The organism is Bradyrhizobium sp. HKCCYLRH3099 (assembly GCF_051167855.1).
GTDB lineage: Bacteria > Pseudomonadota > Alphaproteobacteria > Rhizobiales > Xanthobacteraceae > Bradyrhizobium.
The window spans coordinates 96,678-122,856 of record NZ_JBNPTW010000022.1 but is presented as its reverse complement, the minus strand read 5'-3'; the positions used below and the strand labels follow the sequence as shown (position 1 = coordinate 122,856).

General features: G+C 67.6%; 22 protein-coding genes. 5 read left to right on the top strand and 17 right to left on the bottom strand.

The features are described from left to right. Nucleotides 1-101: 101 nt before the first annotated feature. Nucleotides 102-1,010, bottom strand: coding sequence for an acyl-CoA acyltransferase (locus ACQR1Y_RS30575; RefSeq protein WP_434879237.1), 909 nt, complete (start codon nt 1,008-1,010; stop codon nt 102-104). 196 nt (nt 1,011-1,206) lie between these two features. Further along, nucleotides 1,207-2,379 (bottom strand): hypothetical protein, encoded by a 1,173-nt coding sequence (locus ACQR1Y_RS30570; RefSeq protein WP_434879316.1) that lies wholly within the window; start codon nt 2,377-2,379, stop codon nt 1,207-1,209. Between the two features lie 195 nt (nt 2,380-2,574). On the opposite strand from ACQR1Y_RS30570, the gene ACQR1Y_RS30565 reads away from it, so the two are divergent. Continuing rightward, a complete protein-coding gene (locus ACQR1Y_RS30565; RefSeq protein ID WP_434879238.1) occupies nt 2,575-3,759 on the top strand; it encodes a glycosyltransferase family 4 protein in 1,185 nt (394 codons plus the stop codon). Here the strand turns inward: ACQR1Y_RS30565 and ACQR1Y_RS30560 are convergent. From ACQR1Y_RS30560 to ACQR1Y_RS30525, 8 genes are all read right to left on the bottom strand, one after another. Continuing rightward, the gene (locus ACQR1Y_RS30560) at nt 3,756-4,937 is read right to left on the bottom strand and encodes a glycosyltransferase family 4 protein (RefSeq protein WP_434879239.1); all 1,182 of its coding nucleotides are present in this window, start codon (nt 4,935-4,937) and stop codon (nt 3,756-3,758) included. The two genes, ACQR1Y_RS30565 and ACQR1Y_RS30560, sit on opposite strands and share 4 nt — an antisense overlap. Further along, complete coding sequence (locus ACQR1Y_RS30555; RefSeq protein WP_434879240.1) at nt 4,930-5,952, bottom strand: polysaccharide deacetylase family protein; 1,023 nt, start codon at nt 5,950-5,952, stop codon at nt 4,930-4,932. Before ACQR1Y_RS30555 ends, ACQR1Y_RS30560 begins: the two co-directional genes overlap by 8 nt. Beyond that, entirely contained in the window at nt 5,949-7,469 is a 1,521-nt protein-coding gene (locus ACQR1Y_RS30550) for a lipid II flippase MurJ (RefSeq protein ID WP_434860318.1), read from the bottom strand. The genes ACQR1Y_RS30555 and ACQR1Y_RS30550 overlap by 4 nt, the downstream gene beginning before the upstream one ends. Next, entirely contained in the window at nt 7,466-8,623 is a 1,158-nt protein-coding gene (locus ACQR1Y_RS30545) for a glycosyltransferase (protein WP_434879241.1), read from the bottom strand. The genes ACQR1Y_RS30550 and ACQR1Y_RS30545 overlap by 4 nt, the downstream gene beginning before the upstream one ends. After that, complete coding sequence (locus ACQR1Y_RS30540) at nt 8,620-10,884, bottom strand: exopolysaccharide transport family protein (protein WP_434879242.1); 2,265 nt, start codon at nt 10,882-10,884, stop codon at nt 8,620-8,622. Before ACQR1Y_RS30540 ends, ACQR1Y_RS30545 begins: the two co-directional genes overlap by 4 nt. A gap of 27 nt (nt 10,885-10,911) precedes the next feature. Next, nucleotides 10,912-12,066, bottom strand: a complete 1,155-nt coding sequence (locus ACQR1Y_RS30535) for a glycosyltransferase (RefSeq protein WP_434879243.1) — start codon at nt 12,064-12,066, stop codon at nt 10,912-10,914. A gap of 378 nt (nt 12,067-12,444) precedes the next feature. Then, a complete protein-coding gene (locus ACQR1Y_RS30530; protein ID WP_434879244.1) occupies nt 12,445-13,137 on the bottom strand; it encodes a DUF2848 domain-containing protein in 693 nt (230 codons plus the stop codon). A gap of 70 nt (nt 13,138-13,207) precedes the next feature. Further along, entirely contained in the window at nt 13,208-14,533 is a 1,326-nt protein-coding gene (locus ACQR1Y_RS30525; protein ID WP_434879245.1) for a DUF3422 domain-containing protein, read from the bottom strand. Nucleotides 14,534-16,031: 1,498 nt separating this feature from the next. Here ACQR1Y_RS30525 and ACQR1Y_RS30520 point away from each other — a divergent pair. Both ACQR1Y_RS30520 and ACQR1Y_RS30515 read left to right on the top strand, forming a co-directional pair. Then, a complete protein-coding gene (locus ACQR1Y_RS30520) occupies nt 16,032-17,336 on the top strand; it encodes a PQQ-dependent sugar dehydrogenase (RefSeq protein WP_434879246.1) in 1,305 nt (434 codons plus the stop codon). Nucleotides 17,337-17,399: 63 nt separating this feature from the next. Continuing rightward, the gene (locus ACQR1Y_RS30515; protein WP_315787228.1) at nt 17,400-17,573 is read left to right on the top strand and encodes a hypothetical protein; all 174 of its coding nucleotides are present in this window, start codon (nt 17,400-17,402) and stop codon (nt 17,571-17,573) included. Nucleotides 17,574-17,806: 233 nt separating this feature from the next. Here ACQR1Y_RS30515 and ACQR1Y_RS30510 read toward each other — a convergent pair whose 3' ends face one another. Beyond that, nucleotides 17,807-18,634, bottom strand: coding sequence for an NAD-dependent protein deacetylase (locus tag ACQR1Y_RS30510; RefSeq protein ID WP_434879247.1), 828 nt, complete (start codon nt 18,632-18,634; stop codon nt 17,807-17,809). A 99-nt stretch (nt 18,635-18,733) separates the two neighbouring features. On the opposite strand from ACQR1Y_RS30510, the gene ACQR1Y_RS30505 reads away from it, so the two are divergent. Further along, nucleotides 18,734-18,886, top strand: a complete 153-nt coding sequence (locus tag ACQR1Y_RS30505) for a hypothetical protein (RefSeq protein WP_434879248.1) — start codon at nt 18,734-18,736, stop codon at nt 18,884-18,886. 3 nt (nt 18,887-18,889) lie between these two features. Here the strand turns inward: ACQR1Y_RS30505 and ACQR1Y_RS30500 are convergent, their stop codons facing one another. The 5 genes from ACQR1Y_RS30500 to ACQR1Y_RS30480 are packed head-to-tail and all read right to left on the bottom strand — an operon-like array spanning nt 18,890 to nt 23,570. Continuing rightward, nucleotides 18,890-19,795, bottom strand: coding sequence for a polysaccharide deacetylase family protein (locus ACQR1Y_RS30500; RefSeq protein ID WP_434879249.1), 906 nt, complete (start codon nt 19,793-19,795; stop codon nt 18,890-18,892). Nucleotides 19,796-19,799: 4 nt separating this feature from the next. Further along, the gene (locus ACQR1Y_RS30495; protein WP_434879250.1) at nt 19,800-20,597 is read right to left on the bottom strand and encodes an ABC transporter permease; all 798 of its coding nucleotides are present in this window, start codon (nt 20,595-20,597) and stop codon (nt 19,800-19,802) included. Then, a complete protein-coding gene (locus ACQR1Y_RS30490; protein ID WP_434879251.1) occupies nt 20,597-21,463 on the bottom strand; it encodes an ABC transporter permease in 867 nt (288 codons plus the stop codon). Before ACQR1Y_RS30490 ends, ACQR1Y_RS30495 begins: the two co-directional genes overlap by 1 nt. Beyond that, nucleotides 21,460-22,539, bottom strand: coding sequence for an ABC transporter ATP-binding protein (locus tag ACQR1Y_RS30485; RefSeq protein ID WP_434879252.1), 1,080 nt, complete (start codon nt 22,537-22,539; stop codon nt 21,460-21,462). The genes ACQR1Y_RS30490 and ACQR1Y_RS30485 overlap by 4 nt, the downstream gene beginning before the upstream one ends. Continuing rightward, nucleotides 22,536-23,570 (bottom strand): extracellular solute-binding protein, encoded by a 1,035-nt coding sequence (locus tag ACQR1Y_RS30480; RefSeq protein WP_434879253.1) that lies wholly within the window; start codon nt 23,568-23,570, stop codon nt 22,536-22,538. Before ACQR1Y_RS30480 ends, ACQR1Y_RS30485 begins: the two co-directional genes overlap by 4 nt. Nucleotides 23,571-23,767: 197 nt before the next feature. Here ACQR1Y_RS30480 and ACQR1Y_RS30475 point away from each other — a divergent pair, with 197 nt between their 5' ends. Further along, a complete protein-coding gene (locus ACQR1Y_RS30475) occupies nt 23,768-24,514 on the top strand; it encodes a GntR family transcriptional regulator (protein WP_434879254.1) in 747 nt (248 codons plus the stop codon). A gap of 16 nt (nt 24,515-24,530) precedes the next feature. Here the strand turns inward: ACQR1Y_RS30475 and ACQR1Y_RS30470 are convergent, their stop codons facing one another. Then, nucleotides 24,531-26,126, bottom strand: a complete 1,596-nt coding sequence (locus ACQR1Y_RS30470) for a hypothetical protein (protein ID WP_434879255.1) — start codon at nt 26,124-26,126, stop codon at nt 24,531-24,533. Nucleotides 26,127-26,179: the final 53 nt, after the last annotated feature.

The following is a 26,179-nucleotide window of genomic DNA, read 5'->3' as shown; positions in this document are numbered from 1 at the left end:
CTGTGGACGGCCAATCCCCGCCCGAAGAAGGCGGCCGCGATCCATGGGTTCGGGCGAGCGACCAACAGGGAGCGAGGCGCTGACGGTTCGCTCATGGGATCCTACCCGTCGAACAGCGCGGCCTCTGTGAAGGCAAGATCGCCGAGGCGGGGCGGATGGGGACCCTTGGCATATTTGCGGCCTCGTTTCGCTGAATACCATCCGATGAGGCCAGCCATGGGTTGGTTGGCATCGATGCGCACCAGGAGGCCGCCGCGGCGGGCCAGGAAGCGGCCGAGATTGCCTGCGAACCGCACCAGGTCTCCGAGATCGCGACAGTATAGCAGCCGGTCAATCGGGAGCACGTTCTTCACGCGGTGCTTCTGGAAGACGAACGGATGCGCCGTGCCGGAGTGACGCACGACCACGCTCAGGCAGCCCCAAGCCGCGTGCTGCCGCAGCAACTCGGCCTCGTAGGAGCTGAGGCCGGCGCGATCGCCTTCATCGAACTCCGCGACCGTGACATCGGCGAGCGGCCGCGACAATGCCAGCGCGGCGTAGATCTGGCCCTTGCAATACACCTTGAAGCCCTGGGCTTCGACCTGCGGCCAGGTGTGCGGCGCCGGTGTGATGTTGAAATAGGTCACCGTCTTGTCGCGCGTCGCGGCACGCACCAGCATCGAGCTGAAGGCGCGGAACGCCGGCTCGACATACCAGCTCGACACGTTGGCGCGGACGATCGTCTGGCCGTCCTCGGCCTGCACATTGGAGAACAGCAGCAGGATCACGCCGACGGGCACGCCGCCATGATCGAGACAATAGCCGAAGGCGGGGAAGCCCGCCGGCCGCGCGCGCTGCGCATGGCGATCGAGCCCGCGCAGCCAATAGGCCTCGCTGCGAAAGGCAAATCCGCGTGTCAGCAGCGCGGCGACGGCCGGCAGATCGGCGGCCGTGATCTCGCGGATGCGTACACCCGTCACGGCCTGCGGCGTCCCGTCGTTCGCGATCTCAGCCTTCTTGACCGGCTGCATTCCAGCTTCACCCCAAAGAGGCGCTCGGCTCACGCCCGGTTCCATGATGGACCCATCATGACTGCAATTATCGTCAAATGATCACCGGACGCTGTGGTACCTGGGAGTGCCCTTACCATCGAGTTAACGAAGCGCGTGAAACCCGCTTCCCGGGTCGATCGCTCGAGGCGAACGAGACCTGCGATCGAGGGTGACGCTACGGCCTTGGCACGCGAAACATGTAGGTCTCATTGGCATTCAGGCCGTCGACGAAGAACCGGCCGGGCCTGGCTTCGATCCGCCGCTGCAGCCCGTCCCAGGCCCACACCTCGACGCTGCGCGTCCATTCCGGCAAATCGAGCTCGACCGCGCGACCGGGCCGGTCGGTCCAGCCGGCGATGTTCTGCCATACGATCAGATCCGCGTCCGGCCCGCTCAGCCGGTACAGCGCCAGACGGCGGTCGATGGACACGATCCGCATATGTCCAGCGAGCTGAAGCACGGTCTTCGTCACCAGACTACGGGCCTCCGGACTCCAGGGCTTGTCTCCGGCCGCCATCGCATAAGCGAGCCCATCGACGTCGGGCGTATCCCAGAGATTCCAGGGGAAGGCCAGCACGGACACCGGCGCGCGGCCATCCTTTCCGACCACGGCGAGCTGGTCCCAGATCGCACTCAGAAACAATCTGGCCGCGACCTGCTCGTCCTCCCAGGCGCCGGCGCGCGCCACGTTGAACTCGGTCGCATAGAAATTGATCTCGCGGGTCAGGCCCATCGCCTGCTTGATGCGATCGAAACAGGTCTGCACCGAGAACGCTCGGCCGCGGGTCATCGGATACCATTTGTCATTGTAGTAGGTATGCAGATCGATGCCGTCGAGCCGGCCGTCCTCGAGCAGATCGGCAATCGCGGGACCGTAGCCGCGCAGCGTCGCGTCACCGTGCGAGTTGCAGGTCGCGAAGCCGCCGGGAACGACGCGCAGCTTGGGATCCACGCTGTGAACGCCGTCGGCGAGGCCCGCCAGCGCATCATGATAGTCCTTGCGCGGGATCGTCGCCTGCACGTCCGGCTCGTTGATCGCCGTGAAGACGGTGGCGCCCCAGTCAGGAATACCGTTTTCGCGGCCCCAGTCTCCGCCGGGCCGGAAACGCTTCGCCATCGCCTGCCCGGCGGCGAACCAATCCTGATAGGAGCCGATCGGCTGGGACGGATTGAGGAACTGATAGCTGCCCTCGTACTCGAGCAGGATCAGCGGCATGATGCCGTTCTGATGTGCCTCCAGCATCGCAGCATCGAAATCGTGCGGCGTGGGAACCCGCGTGAGCGTACGCCAGCCGTAGGAGTCCATGCGTCCGAGCCGGGCCCCGACGCCGTGCAGCGCCTGATACATCTGCGTGCTCTTGCCGGCGAGATGCGTCACCAGATTGCCGCCGCCGATCCGCTGGTTGACCCGGAGCTCAGCCGCTTCGGTGTCCCCGGCGCGCGCGCTGGACACGTATAGCAACAAGCCAAACGTTAACAGGGCTGTGCTAACGACCAACAGATTGGAACGAAGTCGCAATGTCTGATCCCATAGATTTTCGTTATGACGTTTGAGATCGTCCAGGTCGTTCAAGAGATAAGCAATGCCGGCGGCGTCGAAACCGTCGCCATCGAGCTGGCGCGCGTTTTCGGTCGACATGGTTTATCCAATGTCGTGCTGGCGAGCGCGGTCGCGGAAAACCTCGAGCACACGATCAAGGTCGAGCGCGTTGCGCCGTGGCTGGCGCGCATTCCGACGCGCGGACTGTTCCGTCACCTCGGCCGCGCCATCGTCGTGCCGCTGTTCACGCTGGCCGCGACACGCGCGCTCGCGCGACATCCCGACGTCGTTGTCGTCAGTCATGGCGACAGCCTGAAGGGCGACGTCCTGATCGTTCATGCCGTCAATGCGCAGAGCCTCATCGAGAAGCGCGCGGCCGGCAGCTGGCGCTGGATGCTGAACCCGATGCATCTGTGGGTGAGCCTGCGCGACCGCTTCATGATCGGCGGCCTGCGCTATCGGGCGTTCGTGGCGGTGTCGTCGCGCGTCACAGCCGAATTGCAGCGCTTCTACCGTGTGCCGGATGCACGCATCCACGTGATCTCGAACGGCATCGACCTCGCACGCTTCCGGCGCGACGCCGCGCGCGGACAGGCCATCCGCCAGGAGTTCGGAATTCCAGACGACGCGCGCGTGCTGCTGTTCGTCGGTCACGAATTCAGCCGCAAGGGATTGGCGCATGTGATCGGCGCGCTCGAGCAACTCGGCGGCGACACGTGGCTGCTGGTCGTCGGCTCCGACAATCCGGCGCCCTATCGGAGGATGGCGCGCACCGCCCAGCAGCGCCTCGTCTTTGCCGGCTCCCGGTCGGACATGCCCGCGCTCTACTCGGCCGCCGATGCCTTCGTGCTTCCCACGAGCTACGAGACATTCTCGCTGGTCTGCATGGAAGCCATGGCCTGCGCGGTGCCGGTGTTCGCCACGCACGTCGGCGGGATCGAGGATTATCTGCAGGATGGCATCAACGGCTTCCGCATCGCCCCCGACGGCGCCGACATCGCAACCAAGCTTGCAGCGGCCTTCGCCGATCCCATGCTGATGCGTCGGCTTCAGGACGGCGCCTCTGCGACCGCGCAGCGATACGGCTGGGACCACATCGGCCTGCAATATATCGACCTGCTGCGGAAGATCGACGCCGCCAAACGCGAGTCCGGCCGCACCGCGGTGGCGCTGCCGGCAGAGACCTAGCAACTGGTCTGCAGCGATTGCGGGCGCCCGACGTGGGCGGACGATCGCGCCTGATCGGCGGCACGGCACGCCGTTTCGATCGCCAGCGCAACGGCATCGTAGGTGAAGCGGCGGAGCACGTTCGCACGGGCCGCCTTGCCTCGCGCCGCCAGTTCGCCAGGCTCACCGCTCAGCGTATCGATCAGAGCTGACAGCGCAGCGGGATCCCGCTCGGGCACGATCCAGCCGCCGTCGCCCACGACATCCGGAATGGCGCCGCAGGTCGATCCGATCACCGGAATGGCGCAGGCCTGGGCCTCGATGATGACGCGGCCAAACTGCTCGCGCACCGCATCCGTCGTTCGCGTGAGCAGCAGCAGCGCATCGAGACCGCGCAGGAACGCTGCGACCTCCGCGGGCGGCGCCCATCCCTGAATCGTGACCCGCTCGCCCAAGCCAAGCTCGGCCACGCGCCGGCGCAGATGCGCCTCGTGCGGACCTTCGCCGAGGATGCTGAGCGTCGCCGCCGACCTGCTCCGCGCCAGCGCCTCCAACGCATCGTCGAGGCCCTTCTCGGGCACGAGCCGGCCGACATAGCCGAGCCGCAGAGTGGCGCCGGCGGTCCTGCGCGTACCATCACCCGCCGGCGTGAAGGTGGCGAGATCCACGCCGTAGCCGATCGGGGTGACCGGGCCGGAATAGCCGCGGGCCTGCACCACGCGGGTGGCCTCGGGGCTCCGCGAGAGGATGTGATCGGTCCGCCCGAGCACGTATTTGCGGATGGTCTCGAACGGCGGAGGGAGCCGCTTCAGGATGTTCTGGTCGACTTCGAGCACCAGGGCGGCGCGCCCGCGCAGCAGCTGCGCCTGCAGCGCCACGATGCTCCACGGCTCCTCCCACAGATGGATCACGTCGGGATCGAGGTCACGCAGCAGGCGGTGCAGCACCGGATAGAAATGCAGATACCATTTCATCGGCCCGGCCTCGGACAGCCGGATCGGCAGCCGGTGCACGGGAAAGCCGTCGTCGGCCGGTGGCGCGGTGATCGTGCGGCCGAACTCCTTCCAGACCTCGGGCATGACCAGATGCAGGTCGACATCCGGCCGCGCCGCGAGATGGCGGTAGCGCAGCCGTCCGGCCTCGCTGCTGGTGGCGGGATGCGCGATCGAGACGATACGCAGGCGCGACCTGCTAGACACGGCCCATCACCTTCGCCGCGGCACCGCTGAGACCCGTCAGATGCAGCTCCATCGCCGCGAGCGAGCGATGCGCGCCGTTCATGGTGTTGCGCGGGATCGAGAACGCATCCTGACCGCTCTGGAGCAGACCCTTCCGCGTCGTCGCCGCACTGGCGAAACCGGCCTGCCGTGCCAGCGCGAAGTCGCGCGGTCCGCAATCGGCGGCGCGCCCATAGGGGAAGGCGAAGTGCCGGACATCGATGCCGAGACGTGCGTTCAGGCGAAGCCGCGCCTCGGCGAGCTCGCGCAGCGCGGCCTCGGGCGGCAGCGACGAGATCCGCGCATGCGACACGGTATGCGCGCCGATCTCGACCAGGGGATCGCGCGCCAGCTCATCGAGCATGTCCCAGGAGATCGCGTGCCGCCAATGCATCGCCTCGATATCGATCGCGTTGGCGGCGCAGAAGGCCGCATAGCACGCGGCCGCCTGCGGGCCGTCCCAGCGCGATGCGACCTGCGCGAACAGCGCCCGGCGCTGCTCCAGGCTCGACAGCGCGATGCGCTCGCCGTCGATCACGACGTGATCCCTGCGCAGCAGCGCATCTTCCAATCCCGCGGCCCAGAGCGCCAGCGTATTGTCGGGAATGCCGGTGGTCACGAAAAGGGTGACGGGGACGTTGTGCCGGCGGAAGACGGGCACCAGCAGCTCATACGTATCCCGATAGCAGTCGTCGATGGAGAAATTGACGTAGCGGCCGCAGGGCTCCTGGCTCGCCGTCCGGCGCAGCGCCTCGCTGATGGTCACGACGTCCCAGCCCTGCTCGCCGACATAGCCGAGGAAGCGATCCAGGAAATCAGCATCGACGTAGAAGTCGCGATTGGGCAGCCGCTCCCACTGCTCCGCTGTCGCCGCGCGATGAAAGGTCAGCAGACAGCCGCGCGGACCGAGCACGCGGTCGGCCGCCTTGGCGAGCGGGAGCATGAACGCACCGGAGGCCGTGATGGCCTTGGCTGCAGCGAGGGCCAACAGGGTCAACTGAGCTCTCCCTTCATCTTGAATGTGCGGCGAACATGCCGGAGCGCCGCGCCCAACACACCCGGCAGCAGAATTCCGATGGCGAACGCGAGACAGAGAAGATAGGCCGCTCCGCCGGCGCACAGCCGCGGCAGCAGCCCGGGCACGGCGTTCTGGATCATCATGCCGAGCACGGCCATCAGCGCCGCCGGCAGCAGCGCCAGCCCGATCACGAGCAGCAGCCTGCGTGCATCGCCGAGCACGAACACCACGCCGGTCAACAGCACGAGGCTGCGGATCGCCTCGCCGATTCCGAGCAACTGCATGCCTGCCGCCGGTGACGGGCTGAACAGCGGCATCAGGAGATTGAAGCCCATATTGGCGAGATAGGCCGAGACGATGATCAGCGCCGCGACGCCGTTGCGGCCGGCGCCGTTGAGCAGGCGGATCAGGATCCAGCCGAGGGTTGCCGCCCAGACGCCGCAGGCGATGCCCTTCAACGCGTGCGACGTCAACAGCAGGGCCTCGTCGCCGAAGGCGCCGCGGAAATAGATCAGGCGGACGATGTCGGTCGCGAACACCAGGAGGAAGGCGGAAGCCGGCAGCGTGATCGCGAGCAGCGGCCGCAGCAGGGCCTCGGTCTGCGCGCGCGGATCGCGTGGCGCATGCTGCGACAGCACCGCCATGCCGAGCGGCTGGCTGATGAGCAGCAGCGCGCTTTCCGTCAGGGAGCGGGCGTAGTCGAGCGAGGCGACGGCACCGGTGGTCAGCCGCGACGCGGTGAAGCGCTCGATCCAGACATTGCCCTGCTCCGCCAGGGGCAGCGCCAGCAGCACGCGCAGCCGGCGGAAGAATTCGAACGCCTTGTCGACGATCATGCGGACGGTCAGGCCGGAGAAGCTCAGCTCGCCCTCGCGCCACAGCGAGAACAGGCCCCAGGCCGCGAGGCCGTTGAATGCGACGGTGAAGGCACAGGCGAGCATGTAGGGATCGCCGGACAGCACAAGCAGGCCGATACCCCCGATCACGGCGATGTTCAGCAGGCTCGCGCGCAGATTGGTCAACCGCGTCCGCCCGAGCGCGATCTCGCCGGCCGCGAGAACATTCAGCACGGCCGAGGCCGGCATGGCGAAAGACATCATGCGGACGAAATGCAGAGTGAGCTGGTGCGCTTCAGCCGAGAAGCCGCCGACCACCGCGTTCACCCAGATTTCGCCGAGCAGCAAGATCACCGCGGTCACGAGCGTCGAGACCGCCGCAATGACGATCGTCAGGGCGCCGAGACTGCGCGCGGCATCGGGACGCTGCAACGCCTCGCGATGCATCGGGATCATGATCGCCGGCACGCTTTCGTTCTGCAGGAAGGCCAGCGGGATCAGCACGGCGGTCATGGCGGCGCGGAAGCCGTCGGCGATCAGCGAGGCGCCAAGTACATGCGCCATCAGCACCTCGCGGGCGAAGCCGAGCATCTTGCTCGCCAGCGCGCCGCTGATCAGCAGCGCGCTGAAGCGCTTGAGCGACGGACGGGAGGCGCTCACGCCGCCGCCCCCGCGCGGACGTTGCGGATCAGAAGCCCGATCGATTCGAGCATGCGCGCGAGATTGTAGTGCGTCCGCGCCCGGCGCGACGCGTAGTCGAGCTGCGGCTTGAGCAGCTCCGGCTCGGCCAGCACATGATCCAGGGCCTCGGCCAGCGCGCCGACATCACCGGGCGGGACGAGCATGCCGGCCCGGCCGTGCTCGAGAATATCCGGAGCCGCGCCGGCATCGGTCGCGATCACCGGCACGCCGGCCAGCATCGCCTCCACGAGGGTGCGGCCGAACGGCTCTGGATCGATCGAGGGATGCACCATCGCGTCGACGGCCTGCATCAGCATCGGCACGTCGCCGCGATGGCCGAGAAAGTGGACGCGGTCGCCGAGACCGAGTGCGGCGACCTGGCGCTTCAGCTCGGCCGCATAGGCCTGCTCGCCGAACAGCGCGTCGCCGACGATGATGGCGTGAACACCCGGCAGCCTCGCCAGCGCCTCGATCAGGACATGCTGCCCCTTCCACTGCGCGAGCCGGCTGAAGACGCCGACCAGCGGAGCCGTCGGCAGGCCGAGCCGCTGTCGCAGCTCCTGCCGGGACACCGGCACCGGCTCGACGGCGAGGCCATTTGGTACGACCTCGACGAGGGAGCGCCGTCCGCCGGCGTCGATGAAGGCGGACGCCGCCGCCCCGGACGGCACGATGACCTTGGCCGCGAAGCTGTTGGCCAGGAACACCTGGATGCGACGCTGCAGCGCGCCGAAATGGGCGGGGCTGATGATGTCGTGCAGATGCCAGATCAGCGGCCGGCGCGCGGCGAGATTGGCGATCGCCGACAGCACGAACGCCTTCTGCGAGTTGGCGTAGACGACGTCGTGACGGCGAACGGTACGCGCGAGTTCGACGGTGATTGCGGCCAATCGGCCGAACAGCGGCAGCGCCTTCAGCCACGAGCTGTCGCGGCGGAACTGCGCCAGCCCACGGCCCCAGCGCGACGTCACGACGGGGAGCCCACGCTCGGAGAGGGCGTTGCCGAGCGGCCCCGGCTCGAACAGGAAGGCGCTCGAATCGCTGCGGCCTTGCACGACGTCCAGCAGGATCAGCTCGGCGCCGCCGATCTGTCCGGTATGGTCGACGAACAGCACGCGCTCGGTCGACATCACCCGACCTCGGCGTAGGCAGGGGCCTCGACAACGGACCCGCTGCGGGGCTCGGCATCGGTCATCGTGACGACGATGCCGACGTCGACGGCTCCGAGCGCCCGGCTCTTGTTTACCGTCGCGACCGCCGGCTCGATCAGCGAGCGATCGCTGCGCACGCAGACGATCACCCAGTCCGTGCCCGCCAGGAAGTCGTCGCGTCGCGACGGCAGCAGGGTGTCGACGATGACGGCATCATAGCCATCGAGACCGCCGAGCAGGTGATCGAGCCCGACCGCATCGAGAATGTCGCCGACGGGACCGTGGATGGCACCGGCCGGCAGGACGTCGAGACACGGATGCTCGGTGCGCAGCACGGCCTCGCGCAGCGGCGTACCGTGCTCGAGCGCGCCCAGCCATCCGGCGCTCCGCGGCAGCGCCATGATCTCGGCGAAGCAGGCATGCGCGATGTCACACTCCACCAGCAGCACGCGCCGTCCGGCGGCCGCCAGATGTTCCGCCAGCGCGCAGGCCGTGGTGGTCTTGCCGTCGCCCGCATCGGGAGAGGTCACGACGAGGCGCAGCGGCCGTCCCGGCTGCTCGATGCCGAGCTCGTGGAGGAGGTCGTGCAGTGTGTGCTGGAACTCGTTGTCTTCGGACGCGAGGCGCAGCACGTGCGGGATCGCGAGCGGCCGGTGCCCCTGCAGGATGGCGCCCAGCGCGGACATCTGGCGCAGCGACTTCAGCCGCGGCAGACAGGCCAGGATCGACACGTCGGCGACGCTCGGCAGGTGAGATTTTCGCTCCGGCGCCAACGGCGGCGTCTCCACGTCCGGAGACGTCGTGGCGACCGCGGGCGTCTCCGGTACGATGGCTGGCGCCGCATCGGCCTCGGGCGCGGCGACCTGCGGCGACGGCGCCGAGTCTGCGTCGGGAACGGGCTGTCTGATCCGTCGCGCGCCGAACTGATCGGCGAGCAGCGCTGCGCCGACGCCGAAGATCATGGCGAGCGTCAAGCCGGCGGCCAGGAACGGCAGCTTTTTCGGGAAGAACGGCTTGCTCGGCAGTTCCGCGAGACTGACGAGACGCGTGCTGCCGCGCAGAACGCGGCGCTCGGTCTCGAGTTCGCTCGCCTTCTTGTAGAGCTCGGCATATTGCTGGCGCTTGATCTCGGTGTCGCGCACCATGCTCTCGATCGAGGCTTCGTCCAGCGAAGCCGAGCCGGCTTCGGCTTTCGCCGTGTCCATCTGCTTCTTGAGCGAATTCACCAGCGCATTATTGGCGTCGAAGGTCTTCTGCGCGCTGGCCGCGATGGTCTGCATCTCCTCGACCAGGCGCTGCTGGATCGTCGCCTGCTCGCGCGTCAGCGCCAGGATCGACGGATGCTTCGGCCCGAGCACGCCGGCCGCGCTGGCGAGCTGCGCGCTCACCGTCGTGAGCTGCTGCTTGAGATCGGCGATGGTGCGGCTCTGCAGCACCGATGGCGCATCTGTCGGTCCGCGCTCCTGCTCCGACTTGATCTCCTGCAATCGGGCCGCCGCCTCGGCGCGCGCGGCTTCCGCCTGCGACAGCTGCTGGCCGATACTGGTCAGCCGCTCCGAGGAGATCGGCGCATTCGCGCCGCGCATCAGGCCCTTGGTGCGGCGGAACTTCTGGATCTTGTCGTCGGCCTCGCGCAGCTGCTGGTCGAGCTGCTTCAGCTCCTGCCACAGCCAGGAGCTCGCGACCTCGCGGCTGTTGGCGCCTTCGGTGCGCTGGTCCTCCAGGAACGTCTGGGTCAGCGCATTCGCGAGCGTCTGCGCCACCTCCGGACTGCTCGACTGATAGGAAATGTTGATGACGCGCGAACGGCCCGCGGAGGCGACACTGAAGCGGCCGTCGACGTGATCGATGAAGGCGCTGACATCCGTCTTGAGGCGCTGGCACGCCTCCACCGACCCGAGCAGGCGACCGCGCTCGCATTCGCCGACCACGGCGTCGACCACGCCGGGCGCGGACATGATCTGTCGCAGCAGCCGCGGCGAGCGGATCACCAGCAGCTGGCTTTCCATGTCGGCGGGATCGCCGATCTTCTGCGCCCAGGCGGCCGACGTGTTGGCCCCCGGCTCCTGCTCGGCGATGATCACTGAGGCGGTGGCGAGATAGCGCACCGGCAGCAGGACGAGCGCCGCGACGGCCAACGCCAGCACCGCACCCGCGACGATCGCGAACACGCCGCGGCGGCGCCAGATCCGGGCCACGGCATCAAAGCCGGAGAACGCCTCGTTGAGAGCCGCCTGCCTCATGATCTGCACTCGCACCACATATCAACACTACGCAATCAGCCGCGTCGCGCGGCCCTGATGGCCGTCACGGAAACTGTCGAGCTCCTCGTTGACCGCCGCGACGAACTGGCTGCGGAAGCGCTCGGCCGAGAAGAAGCTGGCGCGCTGGCGGCAATCGAGACGCGAGATCGTCTTCTCCTTGGCCACGAAAGCCCGCACGCAGGCGGCGATCGCCTCGGGCTCGGGCGTCTCGAAGAACATGCCGGTCGGCCGCGGTCCCGTCGTGAGGATCGACTCCCGCGCGCCGCCGCGGCCGAGCGCCAGCACCGGCGCGCCTTCGGACTGAGCTTCCACGGGGATGATGCCGAAATCTTCTTCCGCCGCGAACACGAAGGCGCGGGCGGTGGTCATGAGGTCGCGGAGCTGCTTGTCGGGCACGAAGCCCGCGAATGTCACGTTCGGTCCCGCGATCGACTTGAGCCGCGCCGCCTCCGGGCCGTCGCCGGCCACGACCAGCTCGAGATCGGGCATCGTGTTGAAGGCGCGCACGATCGGCTCGATGCGCTTGTAGGGCACCAGCCGGCTGGCGGCGAGGAAGTGGTTGCCGACGGGCAGAATCGCATCGCGCTGCGCGATGGTCACCGGCGGATAGATCACCTTGGCGTCGCGGCCGTAGATCTTCTTGATGCGGCGGGCGACGAATTGCGAATTGGTGAAGATGGCGTCGGGACCGTGCGCGGTGCGCGCGTCCCAGATCCGCATCTTGTGTAGCAGGGCGCGGGCGATCAGGCCTTTGACCCCGGTCGCGTAGCCGCTCTCCTGCAGATACTGGTGCTGCAGGTCCCAGGCGTAGCGCATCGGCGAATGCACATAGGCGATGTGCAGCTGTTCAGGCCCGGTCAGCACGCCCTTGGCCACCGCGCAGCTGCTCGAAATGACCAGATCGTAGCTCGACAGATCGAGCTGCTCGATCGCGATTGGCATCAGCGGCAGATAGGAGCGGTGATACTTCCGCAGGCCCGGCATGTTCTGCAGAAAGCTGGTGTGCGACTTTTCAAACCCCAGCCTGGCGCGGTCTTCGGGACGCAGCAGGTCGAACAGCGTGAAGACGTCGGCGCCGGGATAGCAGCGCAGGATCTCCTGCAGCACCTTCTCGGCGCCGCCCAGAACGTAAAGCCAATCGTGGACGATCGCGACGCGCATCCCGCTCTCCCAAGTCCCGGGGTATTTGAACAAACCCTTAAGGGAGGCGTTCACGCGCACAAAACCAATCCTAAACTTCTAGTTAATCGCCCTTCTCCTCCGATCCATCGAATCGACTGCTATCAAGTAAGGATCAGTTAAGGATCGGCAAGCCGCAACGCGTCTCATGTCGAAACAGGCGTGTGCCGGACCAGAACGCGAAACAAGACTTTGGTCCGTGATGGCACACTGGGGCACCCTAGGCGGTCTTGCTTAACAGGCCCTTGCCGATTGCAACGCCTGCGCGCGCCGTGATCAGTGGAGTCAGACCGCGACGACGCGCCGCGGTCTGTTGGTCAACCTTTATCGACGCACGCGAACGTGACCGCGCGCACGTGCTCAGCCGGCGATGACGAGCTGCGCGATCGCATAGCCGTGCCGGATGACGCGGTTCAGCACGGGGTCGGCCAGCTCGAACTCGAAGCGGTCGGCCGGGCGGATGCCGCCCTTTGCGGCGAAGGTGCCGCCGAACATCGCGGCGCCCTCGGGCAGTCCGGCCTCGCCATAGCGGCGCGCGATCAGATCGGACGGCGCCAGCATGCCGCTCAGCGCGCCCTCCTGGTACAGCACGCGCTCGCCATTGATGGTGGCGTAGGCGCGCAACATCAGCCGGTCCCAATGCGCGGCGACGTCGTCGACCAGCCACAGCTCAGGCGCGACCGGCTTGTCGCACATCTGCTTGGAGACGGTGATGTTGTAGGTCTCGACCTTGCGGTCGGTATGATCGGAGCCGACGCCGACCAGCAGCCGGCCGCCGGACTTCACCAGCACGAACTCGACCTCGCCGGAGGATTCGCCGCCGGACACCTCGATAAGATCGGCCGTCGTCAGCCGGCTCGCCGCGACCTCGTAATAGATCGGCGTCGTCGCCGGGCGGGGAATGCCGAGCTCTTCCAGCTCGGCGATGTGCTTGTCGCGCGCGACCGGATCGCGCCCGGTCCAGCCGGCGATGACGAGGCGGTTCAGCGTGACCGGCTGCCGCGCCGCTGTTCCGTCAGCGTGAACCAGAAAGTCGATCGTCGTGCCGCTCATCGTCGCATTGCCCCTTGAAAACCAGCATGCCGCTTAGCCGCCCCTGGGCATGCTGGCAAGCGCCCTGCCCTCACTCCTTGCCCGCCTTCTCCGCCTCGTGGTCCTCCTTCAGATGCCGCTTGCGGATCTGGTGGGTGGTAAACCAGATCAGCGCGATTGCGACCGGCACGAAGGCGGCGGTGGCGAAGCTCGGCTCGACATGCAGGCCGGCATCGTGCGCGCCCTTGGCGAGGTAGCCGAACAGGCTGACGACGTAATAGCCGATGGCGGCTACCGACAGGCCCTCGACCGTGCTCTGCAGCCGCAGCTGCAGCTTGGTGCGCTCGTTCATCGAGCGCAGCAGGTCGCGGTTCTGCTCCTCGAGCTCGACGTCGACGCGGGTGCGCAGCAGGTCGGCGGCGCGCGCCAGCTTGCGCGACAGATTGTCCTGCCGCCGCTCCAAGGTGTTGAGCGTGCGCATCGCCGGCGCGATGCGCCGCGACAGGAACGACGACCAGCTCGAATAGGGCGTGATCGGCTCGCCCTCGATCACGGTGAGCCGCGCCTGCACCAGGTCCCAATAGGCGCGGCTGGCGCCGAAGCGGAACAGCGAGCCGGTGGCGCCACGCTCCAGCGAGGCCGCAAGCTCGGTGAGTTCGTCGAGCAAATGGTTGTTGATCTTCAGCGTCTCGGCGCCCTGCATCTCCGCGAGCACCTCGCCGAGCCGCCGCTCAATGCGGTCGACCTGCGGCGCCAGCTCCAGCGCGGCGGGCAGGCCGAGCAGCGCCAGCGTCCGATAGGTCTCGAGCTCCAGCACGCGCTGCACCAGCGCCCCGAGCCGCTCCGGCGTCGGCCCCTCGATGCAGACGAGGATGCGGGTGAAGCCGTCGGCATCGAGACGGAAGTCGGAGGCGAGCGCGCCGATCGAGCCCTTCACGGCGACGAGCGCGAGACTGCTCTTGTCGAACAGCGCTTCCGCACGTCTGACCGGATCGGTGACGCTCTCGACTCCGAGCTTGACCGCGACCAGCAGTTCGCCGGACAGTTTCAGCGAGGCGATCAACGCCTGCAGCTCCGGCGCGATCTCGCCGAAGGCGAGCTTCGGCGCAGTGGCCGGTGGGCTCCAGATCCAGGTGAAGGTCGCGAACTCCGAATGCTGCTCCCAGCGCAGCCGCGCGGACCCGATGACCACCTGGTGATGCTTGATGCCGGGTTCTGGCGCCGGCGCGCCATGCTTTGCGCAGAACGACGCGAGGCTGTCGCGGTCTGCATTCGCGCTGTCGCCTGTCGCCATGACGGCGAAGCGGATCACGGAGACCGGCGGCGTCAGCGGCGTGAACGGCCGCGCATGCACCTCGTTGAGCACGCTCTCGCGTAAGCCATGCTGGGTGAAGGCGGAGATGTCGAGCGTGGTCATCGGCGTGCTCCGCGGCTCACCATGAACCGGACAGATGGGGTGATTTGCTTTGCTGGTCCCACTGCGATGCGCGCCGCATCCGATGCCGTCACGCGTAAAAAGATCACCCCCGCCATCCGCACTCCGCCTCCTCCAGTGATCCCGCCGCGCAACTCGCGCACGCCGCAATTGTTGCAGCCAGTGTAGCGCAATTCGATGACGACGCCACGCTTTGCCAGTTCGAGCTCGCGGCTCGCGCGGTGCAACCTCTCCCCGCCCTTCGCGGGGGCGCGACGAGCTTCGCTCGCGCTGAGAGGTCGGATTGCGAAGCAATCCGGGTGAGGGGCATGGCACATACGACGCCACGTCGCAGGCTCATCGAACTCGTAGGCCGGTGTCCACGACATACACCACCCGTGCGGCCGCCCCTCACCCCAACCCTCTCCCCGTGAAGAACGGGGAGAGGGAGCGCACTGCCGGTGGCGCGGCAGATCGACTCTCACGTCTTGCATCTCCAACAATCCGGTCGGCATCGCCGCCGTCCATCACCAATGCATCCCACATACACACACCAAAGCCTCCCGCGGCGCTGGCACACCCGAGATCATGTTCGGCAACACCCTCCGAAAAGGCCGAGGGCGCAGGGAAGGCCGGGCCTCGACTGAGGCCCGTGGCCCGCCTGCGGAAAAAATTGCAGGCGGCAGGTACCACAGGTCCAGCCGGACAGACCCGGCCCTCCCTGCGCGATGGGTTTAACGGCTGCTCCGCGCTCTCCCCGGGGACCGGGCTTGTTTGCCCCCGTCACCTCGTGACACGTCATGTCAGCGAGGCTTAGCGCCAGCATCGGGGCGCCAGGACCACACGGCTTGACCGTCCGCAGGCTTGCCAATCGTCCAGCGCAAAAGCACCTGACAGGCCCGCGGCCACCGCTCCCCGCCTCAACGTATCGTGACGACGCGTACGCCCCTCTGCATGAGGACGGGATGGAACGAGTAGAGCATGATTTCGGAAATTTAGCAAGAAGAATCGTCGAGACGCCGAGAGCCGTGCGCCGCAGGCCGTCGGCTATTCACGCCGCCCGTGGGGCCACCGCCCCCTCCACGCAAAGGGGCTAGTTTCAGCACACATCTTGGCCGCGACGGGATTTACCTCGCCCCGCTTGCAGGGAGAGGCCGGATTGCATCGCCAGATGCAATCCGGGTGAGGGGGCTCTCCGCACGGTCGGTGGGTGGGGCTGCCCCCCCAACCCTCTCCCCGTGAAGGACGGGGAGAGGGAGCCTACCGTCCGTGCATGAAGTGACTGAATCCGACTTCGAGATGTGTTCTCACGCTAGCCCCGCAAGGGGGAGAGGAGCATTCGCATCGCTCGTATGGCCGACATTCGTGGCGGGTTCCGCAGCCCCCGTCCGCGACGTACGCAGTTGTCACGATGGGCATGGTAGATCATAACAACGTCGTCTTCCGCCATCGCCCGATGGCCACTCGCCACATCCGTCTGCCCAAGCCCGACAGGACTCCCATGACCACGCTTTCCTCCATCGTCGCGCGCGGTGTCGCGCTGGTTGGCAATGCGGCGCTGCAGTGGCGCAAATTGCAGGGGGACACGCCGCAGCCGGCGTGGGGGGCGGCGCCGCAGATTCCGCAAGCGAAGCCGCAGGGCATGCTGCCGACCTTGAAGATGCCGACGGCGCGCGGCTGGAAGGACGGCGAGAAGCCGGTGGCGGCGCCGGGGCTGAAGGTGAATGCGTTCGCGACCGGGCTCGATCATCCGCGCTGGATCTATGCGATGCCGGACAAGTCGGTGCTGATCGCGGAGGCAACGCAGGTGCCGAGCCCGGTGCGCAACATGTTCGGCTACGCGATGCAGGCGACGATGCGCCGCGCCGCGGCGCTCGGCGTCAGCGCCAACCGCATCACGCGGCTGGTCGATGCCGACGGCGACGGCACCGCCGAGAAGCGCAACGCGTTCATGGAGAATCTCAGCCAGCCGTTCGGCATGGCGCTGGTCGGCGACACCTTCTATGTCGGCAACACCGACGGCATCGTCGCCTTCCCCTACTCCGCTGGCGCCGAGCGCATCAGCGCCGCCGGCAAGCGGCTGACCACGTTCAAGCCGGGCGGACACTGGACGCGCAGCCTGCTGGTCAGCCCCGACGGCACCAAGATCTATGCCGGCGTCGGCTCGCTCAGCAACATCGCCGAGCAGGGCTTCGAGGTGGAGGAAGGCCGCGCCTGCATCTATGAGCTGGATATCGCCAGCGGCGCATCGCGCATCTTCGCGGCCGGCCTCCGCAATGCGGTCGGGCTCGCCTTCGAGCCGTCGACCAGGGTGCTGTGGACCGTGGTCAACGAGCGCGACGGGCTCGGCGACGAGACGCCGCCGGACTACCTCACATCCGTGCGCGAGGGCGGCTTCTATGGCTGGCCCTATTGCTACTGGGGCAAGACGGTCGACGACCGCGTGCCGCAGGACCCCGCGCTGGTCGCGACCGCGCTGACGCCGGACTACGCGCTCGGCGGCCACACCGCCTCGCTCGGCCTGTGCTGGCTGCCTAAGGGCACCCTGCCCGGTTTCCCCGATGGCATGGTCATCGGCCAGCACGGGTCGTGGAATCGCAGCAAGCTGTCGGGCTACAAGGTGGTGTTCATTCCGTTCGAGAACGGCAAGCCCTCCGGCCCGGCCCGCGACATCCTGTCCGGCTTCCTCGCGCCCGACGAGAGCTTCTCCTATGGCCGCCCAGTCGGCGTCACGCTCGGGCCGGACGGATCGTTGCTGGTCGCCGACGACGTCGGCAACTGCATCTGGCGGGTGACGGGGGCGTGACGGAACCGGGGTGACCTCGGGCCGTTGTCGCCGGGACAACGGAACAGTCCCGAGGAGATCCCCATGGCCGACAACGTCAATCCGAACCAGAAGCAGCCCGGCGAGCATCAAGAAGGCAAGTTCCACTACAATCCCGGCAATCAGGCCGGGAAGACCATCGATGTCGGCAAGCCGGAAGGCGAGCAGGTCAACAACAAGGACCGCATCGAGCAGCGCGAGGAGCCGCAGTCGCGGTAGGTTGTTTGGCTCGTGTGAGCCCAGCTCTCGCACCGACGACGGTGCGCTCCCTCTCCCCGTTCTTCACGGGGAGAGGGTTGGGGTGAGGGGCAGCCACGCCCACCGACCGTGCTGAGAGTCCCCCTCACCCGGATTGCATCTGACGATGCAATCCGACCTCTCCCCGCAAGCGGGGCGAGGTAAGACCGAGCAAGCCGGAAGATCTCGCGCCTTACGCTGATTGGGCTTGCTAACTACCCCTCCAACAAAAACGCCAGCGCCTCGTCGCACGGCGCCTCGACCTTCAGCGACAGCAGATCATCCGCCCGCGTGCGGCCGAGATTGACGGCGGCGATGGGGATGTTGCGGTCGGCGGCGGCCCGGACGAAGCGGAAGCCGGAATAAACCATCAGCGAGGTGCCGACGACGAGCATCGCGTCGGCCTGGTCGACGTGATCGCGCGCGGTCGCGACGATTTCGCGCGGGACGGTCTCGCCGAAGAACACGACATCCGGCTTGAGAATTCCGCCGCAGGCCTGGCAGGCCGGCACGGTGAAATCGGTGAAATCGACGCCGTCCAGATCGGCATCGCCATCCGGCGCGTCAGCGGCATCATGCGCGAGCCAGAGCGGATTGGCGTGCGCCAGTTCGTCCTGGAATTCGGCGCGTGACAGGGTCGCGCCGCACCCCATGCAGCGCACGCGGTCGAGCCGGCCGTGCAGGTCGATGACGTTGCTGGCGCCGGCGGCCTGGTGCAGGCGGTCGACGTTCTGCGTTACCAGCAGCGAGCTCCTGCCCTGCGCCTCCAGCCGCGCCAGCGCGCGATGCGCGCCGTTGGGCTGGGCGCGGCCGAAGCGGCGCCAGCCGACCATGCTGCGCGCCCAATAGCGCCGGCGCGTCTCCTCCGCGCCCATGAAGGCCTGATAGGTCACCGGCGGCGTGCGTTTCCACTGGCCGTCGGTGTCGCGATAATCGGGAATGCCGGAATTGGTGCTGCAGCCGGCGCCGGTGAGGACGACGATGCGGCTGTGGCTGTCGAGGAAGGATTTCAGGGCTGATGGATCGACCATGGCCTCGCACATGTAGTCGCCGGAACCGGACCGCGCCAGACCGTCGCAGCACGGACACGCCGGCTTGAACCAATGCGCGCCGCAGCGCTTATCCCGCCGGAAGGACCTGCCATGACGCCACGCAACGGACACGACCGCGGCCTTTGGCCGCTCGACGAAGCCGAGGCCGAGCTTCCGTCGGAGGACGAGCGCGATCTCGCCACCGGCGAAGGCGGCGACATCGAGCTGCCGCTGACGCCGGACGATCTCGCGGAGGACGACTGAGCGTCAGCGCGCCGGCGGCACGTTTGCGAGCCAGTGTCGCGCGATGTCGGCGCGCGGCGCGACCCAGGCGGCCCCGCTGCCGGTGATATGCGCAAGGATGCGGTCGAGCGCGCCGATGCGGCCGGGGCGGCCGATCATCCGCAGATGCAGCCCGATCGACAGCATCTTCGGCGCGCTGGCGCCTTCGCGCGCCAGCCAGTCGAAGGCGTCGATGACGTAGTCGGCGAAATCGGCGCCGCGGAAGCGCGAGCCGTTGAAGAACTGCATGTCGTTGCTGTCGAAGGCATAGGGCAGCACGAGATGCGGCCGGCCGGCGACATCGAGGTAGTACGGCAGATCGTCGTTATAGGCGTCGCTGTCGTAGAGGAAGCCGCCCTCCTCCACCAGCAGACGGCGCGTGTTCGGCGAGGTTGCCGAGCGCGTGTGCCAGCCGAGCGGCCGATGTCCGGTGACGCGCTGGATGGTTTCGACCGTGCGCGCGATCACGCGCCGCTCCTCGGCCTCACCCATGTCGGCGTGGCTCTGCCAGCGCCAGCCATGCGCCGACACTTCGTGGCCGCGCGCGACCGCATCGCGCGCCAGATTCGGCGAGCGCTCCACCGCGCGGCCACAGGCGCTGACCGTGACCTTGACGCCATGGGCGTCGAACAGGTCCATGATGCGCCACCACGCGGCGCGCGTGCCGTATTCGAAATGGCTGTCGATGCAGGGATCGGGGCCGTCGAGCCGGTGCACGACCTCATAGATCGCCTCGTTGCTGGCATCGCCGTCGGAGATGGAGAACTCCGAGCCCTCCTCGAAATTCACCACCAGCGACACCGCGACGCGCGCGGAGTTCGGCCAGCGCGGGTGCGGCGGATGGCCGGCGTAGCCTGTGAGATCACGGCGGAAGGCGGGTTGTGAGCTCATCGGATCAATCCGCGGTTCCGGCCATGCGGTGCAGGCCGACCAGGCGATCACTGATCAGCAGCAGCACCAGCGTGCCGGCGAGAATGAGGGTAGAGAGCGCGGCGAGCGTCGGATCGGGCGCCTCCTCGATATATTGCAGCATGCGGATCGGCAGCGTCTTGGAGCGGACATCGGTGAGGAAGATCGAGACCGGATAGTTGTCGAACGAGGCCAGCAGGCTGAACAGGCCTGATATCAGGAACGACGGCGCCAGCGCCGGCACCATCACGCGCAGCACGCTGCCGGCATAGGTGCAGCCCAGCGTGCGCGCGGCCTCGATCAGGGTGAAGTCGAACCGCGAGAGGCCAGCGATCATGGTGCGCGCGACGTAAGGAAGGGTCACGACGAGATGCGCGACGAGCAGCGCGCTCCAGGTCGCGGTGAAGCCGATCATGCGGAAATATTGCAGCAGCGCGATGCCGAGCACGAGGCCGGGCATCATCAGGGGCGACACCAAGAGCGTGCCGAGCGCCGTTGCGCCGGGCAACTTGCCGCGGGCGATCGCGATGGCCGCCAGCGTGCCGGCGATCAGCGACAGCGCGGTCGACAGCAGCGCGATCTGCAGCGACAGCGACAGCGATGGCCAGAAGCCGTCGAGCCGGCCGATGCGGCCATACCAGCGCGTCGATGCGCCTGAGAGCGGCAGGTCGAACACCGGCGTCGGCGAAAGCGAGGCGGCGGCGATCACGACCAGCGGCAACAGCAGAAACAGCGCGAGCCCGATCGCGAGCACCCAGCAGATGATGATGGCTGTGCGCGTCATCATTTCGGCTCCCGCGACAGCATGGCGCTGAGCGCCACGACGATCACCGCGATGGCGAGCAGCACGACCCCGGCGGCGGCGCCGAAGCCGGGCTCGCGCGCCAGCAGATAGGCCTTCGCAATGGTGGTGGCGAGCGTCGGGTATTTCTCGCCGATCAAGAGCGTCGGCACGACGTAGGCCGAGACCGAGAGCGAGAACACCAGCGCGACGCCGGCGATGATGCCGGGCAGGGTCAGCGGCAGGATGACCCGAAAGAACACGACGAGCGGCGAGGCGCCGAGCGTCGCCGCGGCCTCCGCGTAACGGCCGTCGAGCTGCGCCACCACAGCGTAGATCGGCAGCACCATGAACGGCAGGAAGATGTTGACGGCGCCGACGATCAGCGCGGTCTGGGTGAAGATCATCCGGATCGGATCCTCGATGATCCCGAGCGCGATCAGCACGGTGTTGATCAGGCCATCGCTGCGCAACAGGATGGTCCAGGCGAAGGCCTTGACGATGACGGACGCGGCGAGCGGCAGGAACAGCGTCGCCAGCAGGATCGAGCGCAACGGCCCGCGCGCACGCGCGAGCGCGAAGGCCGCGGGATAAGAGACGAGGAAGGCGATCAATGTCGTCAGCAGGCCGAGCCGCAGCGAGTTCCAGATGACGCCGAGATAATAGGGTGTGCCGAGCAGCCGAACATAATGTGCAACGGTGAGGCCGCCCTTCGGGTCGAGCACGCTGACGCCGAGCAGCAGCGCCAGCGGCAGCACGAAGACCAGCGCTGTTATCAGCACCGAAGGCGCGACAAAGCCGAACGCGGCGAGCCGCTCGCGATCCGGCGCGGGCTTGACGACGGGCGCCGGCAGCACGGCGTCGGTCATGGCGACGCCTCCGCGGCGAAGGCGAAGGTCTCGGCGACCGGCCAGGCGAAGCGGACCTCGTCATGGACGCGCGGCAGCTCCGCCTCGCGGCCCGACAGCTCGGCCAGCAGGCTCGCGCCGGCCCCGGCGTCGACATCGACGAGCGTCCGCGAGCCTTGGAATACGACCGAGCGCACGCGGCCGGCCGCAGAGTTCGCACCATCGACAGCACCGAGACGCAATTGCTCCGGCCGTGTCGCGACAATCACCGACGCGCCCGGCTGGAATGCGCCGCGCGCCGAGAGACGGCCGACCGGCGTCACGACGTCGACCATGCCGTCCTGACCGCCGACCACCTGTCCCGCGATGCGCGTCGACAGGCCGACGAAGTTGAGCGCAAACAGGCTGGCGGGCCGGGCATACAGCTCGCGCGGCTCGGCGAGCTGCTCGATGCGGCCCTTGTTCATGACCGCGACCCGATCCGACATCGTCAGCGCCTCGTCCTGGTCATGGGTGACGAAGATCGCGGTCGCCTTGACCTCCTGCAGCAGGCGGCGCAGCTCGACCTGCATCTCCTCGCGCAGCTTGCGATCGAGCGCCGACAGCGCCTCGTCGAACAGCAGTACGTCGGGTTCCACCGCGATCGCGCGCGCAAGCGCGACACGCTGCTGCTGGCCGCCCGACAGCGCCGAGATGCGGCGGCTGCCGAGATGGCCGAGCTTGACCAGCGAAAGCGCCCGCTCGACCGCGCGCCCAATCTCGGCCTTCGGCGTGCCGCGCACCTTCAGGCCGAACGCGACGTTGCCGGCGACGGTGAGATGCGGAAACAGCGCGTAGCTCTGGAACACGACGCCGACATTGCGCCGGTGCGGCGGCACATGGGTGACGTCGCGGCCGGCGAGCGCGATCGTGCCGCCGTCCGGCGGCGCGAGGCCGGCGATGGCGCGCAGCAGCGTGGTCTTGCCGCAGCCGGATGGGCCGAGCAAGGTGACCAGCTCGCCACGCCGGATGGTGAGGTCGACGCGCTCGAGCACGGTCGCCGCGCCATAGCGCTTCGAAACTCCGCTGATGACGAGATGCGGCGCGGCCTCGCTCATGTCATCTCCTTGCTCCAGCGGTCGACCCAGCCGGCGCGGTTCTTGGCGATGAACGCCCAGTCCGGCGCGAACAAGGATGCGGGATCGGGATAGCCGGCGGGTAGCGGCGTCGCCTGGTTGGTCGGCGCGATGAAGGCCGTCTTGGCGAGAATGCTCTGCGCCTCCGGGCTGAGATAGAAGTCGATCACGGCGTCGGCGAGATCGCCGGCCGGAGCACCGGTCACCTTGGCGATGCCCGACGGCATCGAGAAGCCGCCGTCCTTCGGAATCGCGAGATCGACCGGCGATCCATCCGCCTTGCGGATGAGCGTGTAGGCCGAGAACTGGCCGCCGATCATCCAGGCCTCGCCCTGCTCCAAGAGATTGATGGCCTGCGGCGCGTTGGTATAGACGTTGAGCAGATTGGCCTTCAGGCTCTTGATCTTCTTGAAGCCGGCGTCGATGTCGTATTGCGCCTCCTTGTAGGGCTTGCCGGTCTCGAGATGCGCGGCCGCCAGCAGCGTCCAGAATCCTTCGGTGTTGGACAGCGACGGCACCACGATCTTGGAGTCGTATTTCGCGTCCCACAGCTCGGCCCAGCTCACCGGCGGCGTCTTCACGCGCTTGGTGGAGTAGGCGATGCCGGCCCACGGCTTCTGGTAGTTGGCCCACATGCCGTCCTGGTGCACGGCGTCGCCGACCAGCTTGCCGAGATTGGGAATGCTGGAGGACGACATCTTGGTGATCAGGCCTTCGGCCGCCGCGGGCAGCATCACCGGATCGTCCATGATCACGACCGAGATCTTCGGGCTCGCCTTGTCGGCCTGCATCTTCTGCAGATTGGTCAGCGAATTCGTGCCCTCGTACAGCACCTTGCAGTCGAGCTTCTTCTCCAGCACCGGAAACAAATCGGCGTTGAAATATTTGGCGGCGCCGGCGGGACCGCCGATCACGATCTCTTTCGGGGCGGCGCGCACCAGCGCGGGCGCGGCGAAACTGGCGGCGAAGGCCGCACCGGTCTTGAGAAGGCTGCGGCGGGAGAAGGCGTGCATGAGGAAATCCCGTGTGAGCTGTCGCGTGGCTTGTACCGGGAGATCAGCAAGCGCCGTGCCAAATGTGCACATTTTTGATTTATCAGTTTTGTCAGAAGCTTGCGTGCTTCCCCCATTCGCCGCGCTGCCCGGCGCGAGGCAGAATGTGCACATTCTTTGGAGATGACCTGCCGCGCCTTTGGGCTTAGCAGTGGCGCATGACCATGGGCGTGCAGCGAATCGGAAAGGCCAATCCCGCCGAGGATGAGGCGGTGTATCAGGCCATTCTGCGCGCGCTGCTGGAGGGCAAGCTGAAGGCCGGCACCAAGCTCGCCGAGACGCCGCTGGCGTCGATCTTCGGCGTGTCGCGCGAGCGCATCCGGAAAGTCCTGCACCGGCTCGGCGCGGAGCGGCGGCTGGAGATGATCCCGAACCGCGGCGCCCGGGTGCCGCGGCCGACGCTCGAGGATGTCAGGCGGGTCTATGAGGCGCATCGGGTGCTCGAGGCCGGCGTGCTCAGCCAATTGGTGCTGCGGATCGACGATCTCCTGCTCGCCCGCCTCGACGCGCATCTCGCCGAGGAGCGCGCCGCCGCCCAGCGCGGCGACCGCGCCGCCTCGGTGCGGCTGTCCGGCGCGTTTCATGTCCATCTGGTCGATGCGCTCGGCAATCCCGAATTGTCGCGCATGCTTGGCGATCTGCTCAGCCGCTCCTCGGTGATGGTCTCGGTGTACGAGCCGGCGGCGCAGTCGATCTGCGCGGTCGACGAGCACGGCGCCATCGTCGCGGCGCTGCGCGACCGCGACCTCTTGCGCGCGATTGCGGTGTCGCGCGAGCATTTCCTGCATGTCGAGGGCCGGCTGCGGCTCGACGCCACCGAAAGCGCGGAGAGCGAGGATCTCGCGGCGATCTTCGCACCGGTCAAGCCGCTGCGGCGCAAGACGCGATCGGCGCAATCGGGCTGACCGCGCCGGCGCATGGTCAGGTCCTCGACGGACCGCTCGGCGCGCACCAGGGCAGCGCCAGCCGCGGCAAATAGTACCCGTTCCACTCGCAGATCGTCTCGGGGCCCTGGCGCTTCAGCGCCATCTTGACCGGCTCGGCCTGGCTGATGGCGACATGCAGCACCAGCAGCGTGGCGCCGATCGGATAGGCGAAGGGGGACAGGCGCAGGTCGATCAGGCGATCGAGCAGGATCATGCCGGCGATGACGATCAGGGGATCGGTGAAGACGAAGTACTCGACCTTCAGGCCGCGGCGGACGCCGAGCGTGTCGATGCCGATCGCGGCGAGCATCAGCAGCGTGGCCTGCAGCGCGGCCTGCCGCTCGCCGCGCCTGATAGCGACGACGATGCCAGGGATGATCAGCCAGGTCAGGAACACGGTGGGCCGGGCCGACGATTGCAGGATGAAGGTATAACGCCTGATCACACCGAGCACGCCGGACAGCAGCAGGCCGATGGCGCCGCTGATGCTGCCGGCGGCCTCGGGCGCGTCGACATAGGTGATCATCTTCTCCAGCGGATTGAGCACCACGACGACATCATTGAGGTCGTAGCTGAGATCGAGCGACAGCAGGCCCAGGCTTGCGCCGGCCATGGCCATGAGCAGGGCCGCGAGCGTCTCGGCCGCGCTCACGCGCCACAGCCGGGCGTACAGCACCATGCAGGCTGCGATGACACCGAGCAGCGCAGCCTGATAGACGCCGAAACGCCCCAGCAGCAGCGGCTTGAGGCCGGCCCCGGCGGCGTTGACCGCCGCCAAGCCTGTGGCGAGCAGCGGCCAGGCGGCGGTCGCCGCGACGATCGCCGCGAGCGCCGCGGCCAGCACGGCCGCCCAGGCCCGCGGCGTCCGCCAGAACGCGACGCTGGCACTCGTCTCGCAGCCGAACGGTAGCAAGAGAACGGGGATCGCGGCGATCAGCAGGATCGCATGCACCTTGTTGGTGAGCCCGAGCATGCAGAGCAGCGCGGCCAGTCCGACCACGAGCGGGCGCGCGGGACCGGCGCGGCGCGCGGCGATGATCAGCAGCATCAAAGCGAGGATGCAGAACGACGCGGCGATCATCTCGCTGCGCAGGATGCGCAGATGCATCTGCACGCCGCCGGAGAATGCGAAGGCGGTCACGGCGAGCATGGCGATGCGCCAGTCCGACACGAGGCGGCGCGCCAGAGCGGTAAAAGCGATGAGAATGCCGCTCGCGGTGAGCAGCGCGGCGACGCGCCCGGCATGGACCGCGGATGTCATCGCCGCATCGAAGGCAGTGCGGTCCGACGCAGGCGGGATCGCCGACAAGGTCCAGGCGTCGAGCAGGCCAAGACGGTGAAGACCGGCGAACCAGGCCTTGACCGAGAGGATGGTGAGGTAGGCCGGGTGATCGAAGAACACCTGCGCGCCGCCATCGTTCATGGCGAGCGCGTTGTAGATCACCATGAAGTCCATGTCGGCATTGCGCCAATAGACGGTGAAACAACCGGCGGCGACGAACGAGACGATGGAGAGCAGCAGCACGATCGCAACGCCGCCGCGCCAGCCGAACGGGGTCAGGCGGTCGAGCGGGTCTTTGCTCTTGATCATGCCGACATCGCACAAGCCAGGCGAGCGGGCGCGCCGCAAACGACGCACGATGT